Origin of the sequence: Curtobacterium sp. MCLR17_036, assembly GCF_003234445.2 — a bacterium.
GTDB lineage: Bacteria > Actinomycetota > Actinomycetes > Actinomycetales > Microbacteriaceae > Curtobacterium.
On record NZ_CP126269.1, the window covers coordinates 377770 to 389479 of the forward strand.

Consider the following 11710-nt stretch of genomic DNA (forward strand, 5'->3'; position numbering starts at 1 on the left):
GCGGAAGGCCCGACCGGCGCCCCTACGCCAGCAGCACGCTCCAACTGAACGCCTGCGGCCAGAGCTGGTGCTCGGGCAGCACGTCGAGCCCGCACGCGCGTGACCCGAGCCCGTGCTGCGCCGCGTCGAGGTACAGGTACAGGTGGTCGGACGTCGGGAGCTCGTACGGGTGCTCCGCACGGTCGACCTGCTGCGCGGTCCACGGCGACAGGGTGAAGCCGGCACGGTGCGCCCCCACCGTCGACACCGTGAACGGCCCGACCGAGAGCGTCCGCAACGCCGGCCGGTGCCCGGTCTCCTGCGGCCGCGAGTACTCCACCCCGAGCGACCGCACCGGCGCGGTGAACCGGCCGACGCGCGCCGCGTGCGACGAGTCGGCGTACGACTCGAGCGGCCCGGTGCCGAACCACGTCGCGTCCTCGTCCGCCAGCGAGGCGGGCAGGTCGAAGCGCACGCCGATCCGCGGCCAGGTGACGTCCCAGGCACCGAACGGCACGGCGTCGGTCTGCAGCACGAGGCCGTCGGCCGTCAGGGTCCAGCGGTGGGTGACGTCGAGCCCCCAGCCGCTGTTCGCCGCCGCCACGCGCACGTGCTGCTCGAGACCGGAACCGGTCCGGGTCACCGACACGAGCCGGTGCGTCAGCCGGTCCAGCCCGCGGGCACGCCAGCGGACCGCCGAGGCCGGCGCGTCCGGGTCGCCGACGCCGTGGGTGAGCACCGGGTCGGCGGTCTCGTAACCGCCCTGCGACGCCAGGCTGTCGTTGTCGGTCGGTGCGCGCCAGAGCTCGGGCCGGGGGCCGGCGACCTCGTGGCCCTTCCAGGACACCAGGTCGCCCCGGGCGCTGAAGGTCCCCTCGCCGAGGCGGTCGCCGTCCCAGGTCTGCCGGGAGGCCCGTGGTTCGTCCGCCGGACGCGTCGCGACGAGCCGCTGGGTGCGTGCGACGACGTGGCCGGTGTCCGCCCACGCGGTCGGCCCCGCCAGTTCCACCGTGACGTCGAACCACAGCTCGTCACCGGGAGCGAGGTCCCCGGCTGCCGCTGCGCCGACCTCGTCGGGCACCGGCACCGTGGCCGACTCCCGCGCCGCGACGACGCCGGGAGCGAGTCGCCCGGAGGCCTCGACGACGCCGTTCCGCGACAGCGTCCAGCAGAACCGCAGCCCTGCGGTGGAGGCCGAGTGGTACCGGTTCTCGATCAGCAGCGTCGTGTCGGACGACGACAGGCGGACCGGCGCGACGACGGCCGCGAACTCGGCGAGCCCGGGCGTCGGGGTGTCGTCGGGCAGCACCAGGCCGTCCATGACGAAGTTGCCGTCGTGCACGACCTCGCCGAAGTCGCCGCCGTAGGCGTAGTACGGCTGGCCGGACGCCGTGTGCGCGAGCAGCCCGTGGTCCCGCCACTCCCAGACGAACCCGCCGTGCAGGCGCGGGTAGGTGTCGACCAGCGCCTCGTACTCGGCGATCTGGCCGGGGCCGTTGCCCATCGCGTGCACGTACTCGCAGTGGATGAACGGCTTCGACCGCTGGCGGGCCGCCTCGGCCGGGCCGCACCCGAGCAGCGGTGTCGCCGGGCCGCCGCCGATCGACTCGGTCTCCTGCAGCGTCGGGTACATCCGCGAGTAGACGTCGGTGTACTCGCCCGTGTAGTCGCCCTCGTAGTGGACGGGGCGCTCGTCGTCGCGGTCGTGCACCCACTGCGCCATCGCGGCGAGGTTGCGGCCGGTGCCGGACTCGTTGCCGAGCGACCACATGACGATCGACGCGTGGTTCTTGTCGCGTTCCACGGTGCGGGCGATGCGGTCGAGGTAGGCCTCGCGCCACGCCGGGTCGTCCGAGGGGTTGCCGACCCAGTCCGTGAACAGGAACCCGTGCGTCTCGAGGTCGCACTCCAGCACCACCCAGAAGCCGAGCTCGTCGGCGAGGTCGAGGACGCGGGGGTGCGGCGGGTAGTGCGAGGTGCGGATCGCGTTGACGTTGTTCCGCTTCATCAGGGCCATGTCGGCCCGGGCGTGCTCCTCGTCGAAGACACGACCGCGCTCCGGGTGCGTCTCGTGCCGGTTCACGCCGTGGAACACCACGCGCTCGCCGTTCACCAGGAACCGGTCGCCGACGATCGACACCGTGCGGAAGCCGAGCCGGAGCGAGACGGTCTCGCCCTCGGACGACAGTATGGCGTCGTACAGCCGCGGCAGCTCGGCGCTCCACGGCTCGACGCCCTCGACCTCGATCGGTGCGACGTCGTCGGCCGTCGCCCAGGTCACGTCGACGCCCAGGTCGGGCACGGCGAACCGCACCGGGAAGGCCGCGTCGAGCGTCGGGAACGTGATCGTGCCGGTCCCGGTCGAGGGGCGGCCGGACGCCGCCGTCCCCGCGCTCGCCGCGCTCCCGAGCGCAGCGGTCCAGCCGGCCTGGACGAATACGTCGTCGATCGGCGCGGTCGGTCGGGCGAGCAGCGTGACGTCGCGGAAGATGCCCGGCAGCCACCACTGGTCCTGGTCCTCCAGGTACGAGGCCGCCGACCACTGGTGCACCCGGACGCGGACCTCGTTCGATCCCGGTCGCAGCACGGACGTGACGTCGAACTCCGTTGCGAGCCGCGAACCCGTGCTCCACCCCACGAGAGCGTCGTTCACCCACACCCGGAAGTGCGACTCGACACCGTCGAAGCGGAGCAGCACGCGGGCTGCGCCGTCGAAGGCGTCCGGCACCGAGAACGTGCGGCGGTGGTCGCCCGTCGGGTTCTCCTCGGGCGGGTGCGGCGGCTCGATCGGGAACGGGTACTGCAGGTTCGTGTAGCTCGGGGCGCCGTGGCCGTGGAGCACCCAGTGCGCCGGCACGGGGATCGTGCCCCAGGTGTCGTCGGGCCCCGGCAGCGGGACGTCGGCGACCGGCGACCAGCGGAAGTCCCACTCCCCGTTCAGCGACAGGGCGGGGGCGTCGGTGTGCAGCCAGGCGCGTGGCGCGAGCCGGGTGTCCGATCCGGGTGCGGTGGATGCGAGTGCGGCGTTGGTCAACCCTTGACCGATCCTTCCGTGAGGCCCCCGCGCCAGAAGCGCTGCAGGACGATGATGGCGACCACGAGCGGGATGACCGAGACGAGCACGCCGCCGGTGGTGAGCTGGTAGAACTCTGGCAGACGATCGACCTGGGCACGCCAGTTGTTGAGCCCCAGCGTGATCGGGTACAGCTTCTGGTCCGCCAGCATGATGAGCGGCAGGAAGAAGTTGTTCCAGATGCCGACGACCTGGAACAGGAACACCGTGACGAGTGCCGGCGTCATCTGCCGGAGCACCACGGTGTGGAAGATCCGCAGCTCGCCGGCGCCGTCGATCCGGGCCTGCTCGAGCAGGGCGGTGTCCACCGAGGCCTGGGCGTAGACGCGGCACAGGAACAGCCCGAACGGCGAGACGAGGCTCGGGATGAGCACGCTCCAGTACGTGTCGGTCAGCCCGAGCGTCGAGAACAGCAGGAACAGCGGCAGCGCGGTCGCGGTCCCCGGCACGAGCACCCCGCCGAGGATCGTGCCGAACACGAGCTGTCGGCCGCGGAACTCGTACTTCGCCAGGGCGTAGCCGCCGGCGGCGGCGAAGTAGGTCGCCAGGACGGCGCCGACGCCGGAGTACAGGATGCTGTTCGCGATCCAGCGGACGAAGATCCCGCCGTCGTACGAGAACACCTGCTGCAGGTTGCTCCAGAGCGCGAACTCGCCGCCGAACCAGAACCCGTTCGTCGAGAAGAGCGCTCCGGTCGTCTTCGTCGCGGCGATGACGACCCAGTACAGGGGCACCAGGAAGTACAGCGCGACGATGACGAGGATGCCCGTCACGACGATCTGCGATCCGGGGGAGCGGTCGAGCTTGCGGCGCTGGTGCGCCGAGATCGCCGTGGTGTCGACCGGCACCGCCGTCTTCGCGGTGGCCGGCGCTTCGATGGCTTCGCTGGTCATGCGTCCGCCCCCTTCGTGACGTTCGTTCCGTTGTGCGGACCGGACCCGGCCCGGAGGCCCGGTGCGGCCTGGGTGGTGACCCTGCGGTCGTCCGCAGCGCGCGTCTGGAGCGCGCGCCGGGCCTCCTGTCCGTCCCGCTTCGCACGCTTGCGGCGGTCGCGCTCGTCCTTCGGCGCGCGGTTCGTCAGCGCGAGGAACGTGAACGACAGCACGAACGCGGCAAGCGCGATGATGACCGCCTGCGCGCTCGCGACGCCGTACTCGTTGAACGCGAACGCGTTCGTGTAGGCGGCGTAGTTCGGCGTGTACTCGGTGTCGATGGCGGGTGCGACGGTCGACAGGATCTGCGGCTCCGCGAAGAGCTGCAGCGTCCCGATGATCGAGAACACCGTGGTGAGCACCAGGGCCGGCGCGATGAGCGGGATCTGGATCCGGAACGCGACCTGGAACGGGCCGGCGCCGTCCATCTTCGCGGCCTCGTAGACCTCGCCGGGGATGGACTTCAGCTGCGCCACGATGATGAGCATGTTGTAGCCGGTGTACGTCCACGTCACGATGTTCGCGATGGACCAGAGCACGCTGTCCGCGCCGAGGAAGTCCGGCTGCAGGCCCACGGACTGCAGCAGGGACACGATCGGCGACAGGCCGGGCACGTACAGGAACGACCACAGGATCGTCGCGATGACCCCGGGGACGCCGTACGGCATGAAGTAGATCGCGCGGAAGAACGCGGGCCACCGGGCGCTCGCCGACTCGAGCAGCAGCGCGAGGACCGTGCAGGCGATGATCATCACCGGGACCTGCACGATGCCGAACAGCAGCATCCGGCCGATCGAGGCGACGAACCCGCTGTCCTGCAGGGCGATCACGTAGTTGTCGAACCCGGCGAAGCGGCCGACGACGCCGTCCTCGCCGAACAGGCCCTCGCGGTCGACGGTCGTGAACGACTGGAAGACCGCGCTGATGATCGGGATGACGAACGTCAGGACGAACAGGGCGAGGAAGGGTCCGAGCAGGATCCACGGCGCGCGCTTCTGCGCGCTGGTGGCCTTCGTGCTCGTGCGGAAGCCGTTCCGCGGCTGCGTCGCGCTCATCGTGCCGTCCTGACGCCGAGGCCCTTGTCCCGGAAGGACTGGACGATCTCCCGCTGGGCGAGCTCCACCGCGTCGGTGAGCTTCAGCCCGCCGGTGAGCTTGCGCCGGAACTGGTTCTGCAGGCTCGTGAACGCCGACTGCGTCACCGGTGACCACGACCAGTCGATGTTCTGTTCCTTCGCCGCAGGGACGAAGACCTCTTCGTTGTACCGCTGGCCCGAGAACCACTCGGACGGCTCCTGTCGGGCCTGGCCGATGTAGTCCTTCGCGGGCGACCAGCCGATGCCGCAGTACTCGATCATCGCGTCGATGCCCTCCTTCGACGTGGTCATCCAGGTGATGAACTCGAGTGCCTCTGCCGGGTGCTGCGCGTTGGCGAGGACCGCGGCCGTCGAACCGCCGATCGCACTCGAGCCGGAGCCGGTGTCGCCCCACGTCTGCATCGGGGCGACCTGCCACTTGCCCTCGCCGCCCTGCACGGACTGGATCAGGGCGTCGGCCCAGCTTGCGCTCGTCACGGCGGCGACCCCGCCGCTCGCGGCGGACGCGTACCAGCCGGGGGTGAACGCACCGGCGCTCGTGTCGACGAGGTCGTCGTCGATGACGCCGTCGAAGAACTCGGCGACCATCATCGTCGTGTCGTCCGTCATGTCGACGACCCACTCGTCGCCGTCGGTCCGGAACCACCGCGCTCCGGCCTGCTGCACGTACGCCGCGAAGGGCGACGCGTCCGCGACCGGGAACACCTCGAGGTAGTTCCGCCTGCCCGTCGAGCGGACCTTGTCGGCGAGGTCGCGCCACGCGTCCCAGGTCGCCGGGGGCTCGCCGCCGGCCTGCTCGAGCAGTGCGGTCTGGTAGTAGAAGCCCATCGGGCCGGTGTCCTGCGGGATCCCGTAGACGCCGTCGAGGAACGAGACCTGCGCCCAGGCGGCGTCGTCGTACTTCGCCTGGTGGTCCTTCGCGCCGTAGCGAGCGAGGTCGACCAGGCCGTTCGCGAGCATGAACTCGGGGATCTGCCGGAGCTCGACCTGCCCGATGTCCGGGCCGCCGCCGGCCGCGAGCGCGGAGTACATCTTCTGGTAGCCGCCGGTGTTGCCGCCGGGGATCCAGTTCGCGGTGACCTGGATGCGCGGGTTCTGCGCGTTCCAGACGTCGCAGACCTTCTGCAGGTCCTTGAGCCACGCCCAGTAGGTGAGCTGAACGGTCTCGCCGGAGGCGGCGGTGGGGACGAGCGCCGCCCGGTTCACGTTGGTCGAGCCGGGGACCGCGCACCCGGCGAGCAGTCCGGCCGCCGCGGTGCCGAGGCCGAAGCCCAACAGCTGTCGTCTGGAGAGGGATGGTGGGCGCTGCGTCATCGCGGTGCACTCCGGTTCGTCGTCGGATCGGGGTTGCGCCTCAGCAAACCACAAAACCGAGCGTCGGTGTGCTTTCGCGCCTGGGTGTTCGCCGTCCACTCCGGTCGGGCGTCACCGCGAGGGGGGAGTGTGGCGGCACGTGAGAGCGCCGGGGCTCGTCGGCTCCGGCAACCGTCCGAGAGGAGCTGCCATGACGTCCACGAACGCGACGAGCGAACTGCACCGGATCCTGGGGGAGCGACTGGAACACGGAGGGACGTGGGCCTGGGCCTACGCGGACGCCTCCGGCAACGTGGAGGACCCCCGACGGCAGGCGGCGCTGCGGCTCCGCGCCGTCGAGGAGGCCCTCCGTGCCCAGGGCGCGACCGACGACGTCGTCGACACCGTGGCCGCCGAGTTCGAGCAGGAGGCCGGCGTCCCGTCACCCGTGAGCCGGTACGTGCTCGTCCACGACGGGTCGGTGGTGGTCAGCGACGTCCTGCCCGGGCGTCTGCACGGCGCGGGGTCCGTCGGCGTGGGGTCAGTCGGCGTGGGAGCCGTCCCGGACCTGGTCCCGCTCGTCGCGCACCGACCGGTCGACCTGCCGTTCCTCGTGGTCCACGCGAGCAAGGAGGGCGGCGCCTTCCGCACCTACCGGCTCGGTCACGCACCGGTCGCCGCTGCCGAGTCGGAGCAGCAGGTGCAGGGGCGGAACGACACCCTGCACTACGCCAAGGCCGGGACCGGGTGGAAGCAGCCGCACTGGCAGCAGCACACCGAGGAGATCTGGCGGCAGAACTCCGCCGAGACCGCCGCGGCCGTCGACGAGGCCGTCCGCACCCTCCGGCCCGGACTCGTCGTCGTGGCCGGCGACGTCACCGCACGAGAGCTGCTCGTGAAGGCCCTGTCCGCCGAGACGCGCGCCCTGACCTCGGTGTTCCCCGGCGACCCGCGCGCCGACGCCGGTGCGGAGCAGGCCTTCGTCGAGCACGTCGAGACCGCGCTGGCCCGGGCCGTGGCGACGCACCGGCACGATCTCGAGGACCGCCTCCGCACGCACGCCGGGCGCGGGGACAACCAGGTCGTCACCGGCATCGGCTCCGTCGTCGAGGCGCTGCAGCAGGCGCAGGGGTCGACGGTCGCGCTCGACGCGGTCGCGATCGGGGACCGGACGCTCCTGGCGCTGGCCGGTGCCCCCTGGGTGGCGACGGCCCCGGAGCAGGCTGCTGGCACCCCGGTGATCGGGGCGGTCCCGGCGGTGTGCGCGCTCGTCCGCGCCGCGGTCCTGACCGACGCCGAGCTCGTGCTCGTGAACGCCGCGTCCCTGCCCGGTGGCGCCCCGGCCGCCGCACTCCTCCGCTGGCCCGTCGGCCCCGCCGTCCCGGCCTGACCCGCCTGACCCGTGCCGGGTGCTGAGGTGGGGGTGCGGGGTGCTGTTCCGCGCGTGGTGAGCTGAACCGCGCGTGGTGAGGTGGATCGCGCGTCGGAGGCCGGAAGTTCCTGCCTCCGACGCGCGGAACAGCTTCCCACTGCACGTGCGATGGGACGTTCCGACGGGGGACTCCCCGACGGCCTTGCCGCCTCAGTCGTGCGAGCGGTAGGCGCGCGGCACCAACGGCAGCGCCAGCAGCGGCAGCACGGCGACCAGGCCGAACGACGCCGCGAAGCCGAACGCCGTGACGAGCGCGCCGACCCCGGGGCCGACGGCGCTCGCGGCGACGAACTGCCCGGTGTTCTGCGCGCCGAGCGCCCGGCCGGACCAGAACGGCCCCGCTGCCTCGGCCACCGACGTGTACGCCAACCCGTTGTCGGCGACGGTGACGCTCGTCGCGAGCACCAGGAAGACCGCCGCGCCGGCCAGGTGCGTCGCGTCGACGACCGCCAGCACCGCCATCACGACGGCGGCGCCCACCGCGACGATCCGCAGCGGCCCGACCCGGGAGCCCGCACGGTCGCTCCAGCCGCCGACCAGGATCCTCCCGACGGCACCGACGAACTGCGACGCGCCGACCAGGAGCCCGGCGGCCGGCGTGGACCAGCCGAGGCCGACGAGCCAGACCAGTCCGTAGGTCGACAGGGTGAACTGCGGCACCACGAGCAGGACCGACACCGCGTGCACCCGCCACAGGAATCCGCTCGACCGGTAGGGGTTGGTCGTGACCGACTCGGCGACCGCGGACCGGGTGGGCCTCGGCGGGTCCTGGATGCCGATCGCGCAGGCGACCGCCAGCACCGCGCAGAGCACGATCGGCAGCACCAGGGCGGCGCGGATCCCCGAGCCCTCGGCGAGCTGCGGGACCGTCACGGCCGCCAGCGTCACCCCGAGCGGCTGTGACATCTGCCGGATCCCCATCGCCAGTCCGCGTCGCTCCTTCGGGAACCACCCGACGACGACGCGTCCGCTCGCGGCGTTCGTCGACGCGCTCGTCATGCCGCCGGCCAGGAACGCCAGGCCGAGCAGCACCGGATCGCCAGCCGCGAGCCACGCGCCGACGACCGCCACCGTCGTGAGCACGAGGCCGCCGGCGATGACGATGCGCTCGCCGAAGCGGTCCGTGACCGCTCCCCAGGCGATGAGCGTCAGCACCATGCCGAAGGTCGGCGCGGCCGCGAGCAGTCCCGCCACGGGGAGCGACGTGCCGTGCGCGTGCAGGTGGGGGATGAGCAGCGCCGGGGCGGACACGACGAGCGTCCCGGCTGCCTGCGCCGCGACCCCGAGGGCGAGCATCGTCCACGCGCGGGCCGGCACGGGCGTCGTCGCGGCGGGGGTCCGTCGCCGGACGTCGGTCGTGGGCATGCTGCCGTCCCGTCGTGGAACCAGTTGGTGTACCACAGCGGTATACCATTCCGGGCACGACGCCGCTAGGCTTGTCCGCCGTGACCGACACGACCGACGCCGCCCCCGTGTCGCAGACGGCCCAGCTCTACGACAACCTCCGCGCGGCCATCCTCACGCTCGACATCGCACCGGGTGAGCGGATCTCGGAGCGCGGTCTCGAGGCTCGGTTCCACGCCTCGCGCACCCCCGTCCGTGCCGCGCTGTCCCGGCTCGAGCGCGAGGGACTCATCCTGCACGAGGGGCGCTCGTGGACGGTCACACCGATCGACCTCGACGAGATCGCCTCGCTCGCAGAGCTCCGCGGGATCCTCGAGCCGGCGGCCGTCCGGCTCGCCGTCGAGCGGGCCAGTGCCGAGCAGCTCGCCGAGGTCCGCGGGCACCTCGACGCCCTCCGTCCGACCCCGGACCAGCAGGCCGGCATCCGGATGGGCTCGACGTTCCACCTCGACCTCGCGGCCCTCGGCGGCAACCGGTTCGTCACCGACGCCATCGCCGACGCCCTGACCCGCCTGGAACGCACCCGGTGGATCGAGGTCCGCACCCCCGAGGCGCGCGACGCCGCCTGGCAGGAGCACAGCGCCATCATCGACGCCGTGCGCGACGGCGACGCCGACCGGGCAGCGGACCTCGTGGCGGCCCACGTCGCCGGCACGAACGACCGCCTGCTCGGCTGGATCGCCCAGGAGCGACGCCGGCTGCGCGGAGCGGGCATGACGATCGTCGGCGCCACCGAGCGCTGACGCGACCGGCTCAGCGCCGCTGACGCGACCGGCTCAGCGCCTATGACGCGACCGGCCCGGCGCCGCTGACGCGCCCGGCTCAGCGCCGTCGACGCGCCCGGCTCAGCGCCGCTGACGCGACCGGACCGGCGCCGCTGACGCGACCACCCGCCGAGGTGACCCGCGCAGGGTGCGGGGCACGGGCCTCCCGGCACACCGCCGGAGGCCCGCGCGACCGTCCGCTACGGCCGCTCGGCGGGTTCCCCTGCGCCGTCGAGGTCGTCGAAGGTGGCGCCCTCCGTGTGGTCGAGCAGCGCGTCGCGCACCTCGGCCTCGTCGTGGCTCGCGCGGTTGGCGAGCTTGCTCCCGGATCGTGTCGACTGTGACATGTCGGTGTCCTTCCCCTGTGTGTGGGCAACCTGGTCGGTGCGGGCACACGGCCCGCTGGTGCGCTTCCTCACGGGACGTACTGAGGTCGCACCAGTGTCACGCCACCGCTGCCCTGCCGCAAGCGTCTCCGTCGACCTGTGGAGAACTAGGATGGTCCGGCCGCGCGGTCGAGGCGCGGTTCCAGCGGACGTCGGACGGGAGGCACGGCTTGGCCGACCAGCGCACCGCACCTCCCACGGTCTACGACGTCGCCTCTGCGGCGGGCGTCTCCATCGCCACCGTGTCGCGCGTGCTCCGCACGCCGGACGCCGTCCGCGAGGGCACCCGCGACCGCGTGCAGGCGGCGATCCGGAGTCTCGGCTACGTGCCCTCCGGCAACGCCCGGGGCCTCGCCGGCAAGCGCACCGGTGTGGTCGGCCTGCTGCTGCCGGGGTTCGACGTGGTGCCGGACGAGCGCCCCGATCTCGTCACCGACGGCGGCGTCCGCGTGGTCGACGACCGGCGGCACATGACGCAGCCGTTCTCGTCGAACCTGTACTTCGACGAGGTCCTGCGCGGTGCCGAGACCGAGGCCTGGCAGCGCGGCCTCGCCCTGATGGTCGCCGCGGGGCGCGGTTCGTCGCGCGACGTCATCGTCAACGACGTCGCCGGTCGGGTGGACGGCCTCGCGGTGCTGGCGCAGACCGTGCCGGACGACCTGCTCGAACACGTCGCGCGCCGCATCCCCGTGGTGGTGCTCGCCGACGACCGCCGGTCACACGGCTTCGACTCGGTGAGCGTGGACAACGCCGCCGGGATGCGCACGCTGGCGTCGCACGTGATCGGGCGGCTCGGCATCCGGTCGCTCGCGTACCTGGCGGGCCCGATCGACTCGCCCGACGACATGGAGCGCTCGGCCGGGTTCCGGGCGGCGCTCGACGACCACGGTGTGCCGGCGTCGTCGGTGCGGATCGTGCACGGCGACTTCGGACGGGCACGGGCGCGGGAGCTCGCGGCGTCGCTGCTGGCGGGCGACGTGCCGCGGGCGATCCTGTGCTCGAACGACCAGTCGGCGCTCGGGGTGCTCGAGGCCGCCGCCGCGCGGGGCGTCCGGGTCCCCGATGACGTCGTCGTGACGGGGTTCGACGGCATCGACGCGGGGCGGTTCGCGGCACCGCGGCTCACCACCGTGCACCAGCCGATGGGGGCGCTCGGCCGTGCCGCGGTGCTCGCGATCGTGGACCGGTTGGAGCGTCCGGACGGGCCGCCGCGTGCGGTGCGGCTGCCGGTCGAGGTGCTGCTGCGCGAGAGCTGCCCGCCGTCGCTCCAGCCGTAGATCCGTACCGGGCCGCCACGGAACATCCCGGTTGCGCGGCGCGATGTAAGCGCATACATTGAGCACGTACCGAA

At 72.6% G+C, this 11710-nt stretch carries 8 protein-coding genes and 1 pseudogene; 3 read left to right on the forward strand and 6 right to left on the reverse strand.

Annotated features, from left to right (window positions below):
* Window positions 1-22: 22 nt before the first annotated feature.
* The 4 genes and pseudogenes from DEI99_RS01915 to DEI99_RS01930 all read right to left on the reverse strand — a co-directional run bounded on the left by DEI99_RS01915 (window position 23) and on the right by DEI99_RS01930 (window position 6394).
* The gene (locus DEI99_RS01915) at window positions 23-3013 is read right to left on the reverse strand and encodes a glycoside hydrolase family 2 TIM barrel-domain containing protein (RefSeq protein WP_284180916.1); all 2991 of its coding nucleotides are present in this window, start codon (window positions 3011-3013) and stop codon (window positions 23-25) included.
* Window positions 3010-3945: a carbohydrate ABC transporter permease gene (locus DEI99_RS01920; protein WP_111041380.1), complete on the reverse strand. Its 936-nt coding sequence runs from the start codon at window positions 3943-3945 to the stop codon at window positions 3010-3012. The genes DEI99_RS01915 and DEI99_RS01920 overlap by 4 nt, the downstream gene beginning before the upstream one ends.
* Window positions 3946-4121: 176 nt before the next feature.
* Window positions 4122-5039: pseudogene (locus DEI99_RS01925) on the reverse strand (carbohydrate ABC transporter permease); the annotation flags it as partial.
* Window positions 5036-6394, reverse strand: a complete 1359-nt coding sequence (locus DEI99_RS01930) for an extracellular solute-binding protein (protein WP_111041376.1) — start codon at window positions 6392-6394, stop codon at window positions 5036-5038. The pseudogene DEI99_RS01925 and the gene DEI99_RS01930, both read right to left, overlap by 4 nt.
* Before the next feature lie 190 nt (window positions 6395-6584).
* On the opposite strand from DEI99_RS01930, the gene DEI99_RS01935 reads away from it, so the two are divergent.
* Window positions 6585-7763 carry a baeRF2 domain-containing protein gene (locus DEI99_RS01935; RefSeq protein WP_111041374.1) on the forward strand — a complete coding sequence of 393 codons (1179 nt, stop codon included), beginning with the start codon at window positions 6585-6587 and terminating at the stop codon, window positions 7761-7763.
* A 192-nt stretch (window positions 7764-7955) separates the two neighbouring features.
* On the opposite strand, the gene DEI99_RS01940 is transcribed toward DEI99_RS01935, so the two are convergent.
* Entirely contained in the window at window positions 7956-9170 is a 1215-nt protein-coding gene (locus DEI99_RS01940; protein ID WP_111041372.1) for an MFS transporter, read from the reverse strand.
* A gap of 80 nt (window positions 9171-9250) precedes the next feature.
* Here DEI99_RS01940 and DEI99_RS01945 point away from each other — a divergent pair, with 80 nt between their 5' ends.
* A complete protein-coding gene (locus DEI99_RS01945; RefSeq protein WP_254782813.1) occupies window positions 9251-9952 on the forward strand; it encodes a GntR family transcriptional regulator in 702 nt (233 codons plus the stop codon).
* 221 nt (window positions 9953-10173) lie between these two features.
* On the opposite strand, the gene DEI99_RS01950 is transcribed toward DEI99_RS01945, so the two are convergent.
* Window positions 10174-10320 carry a hypothetical protein gene (locus DEI99_RS01950; protein ID WP_175472176.1) on the reverse strand — a complete coding sequence of 49 codons (147 nt, stop codon included), beginning with the start codon at window positions 10318-10320 and terminating at the stop codon, window positions 10174-10176.
* A gap of 209 nt (window positions 10321-10529) precedes the next feature.
* Here DEI99_RS01950 and DEI99_RS01955 point away from each other — a divergent pair, with 209 nt between their 5' ends.
* Window positions 10530-11636, forward strand: coding sequence for a LacI family DNA-binding transcriptional regulator (locus DEI99_RS01955; protein WP_181434402.1), 1107 nt, complete (start codon window positions 10530-10532; stop codon window positions 11634-11636).
* The last annotated feature ends 74 nt before the right edge of the window (window positions 11637-11710 follow it).

Bases quoted from the DNA above. Each gene is read 5' to 3' on its own strand.
- DEI99_RS01940 (WP_111041372.1), bottom strand. From the start codon at position 9,170: ATGCCCACGACCGACGTCCGGCGACGGACCCCCGCCGCGACGACGCCC.
- DEI99_RS01930 (WP_111041376.1), bottom strand. From the start codon at position 6,394: ATGACGCAGCGCCCACCATCCCTCTCCAGACGACAGCTGTTGGGCTTC.
- DEI99_RS01950 (WP_175472176.1), bottom strand. From the start codon at position 10,320: ATGTCACAGTCGACACGATCCGGGAGCAAGCTCGCCAACCGCGCGAGC.
- DEI99_RS01920 (WP_111041380.1), bottom strand. From the start codon at position 3,945: ATGACCAGCGAAGCCATCGAAGCGCCGGCCACCGCGAAGACGGCGGTG.
- DEI99_RS01935 (WP_111041374.1), top strand. From the start codon at position 6,585: ATGACGTCCACGAACGCGACGAGCGAACTGCACCGGATCCTGGGGGAG.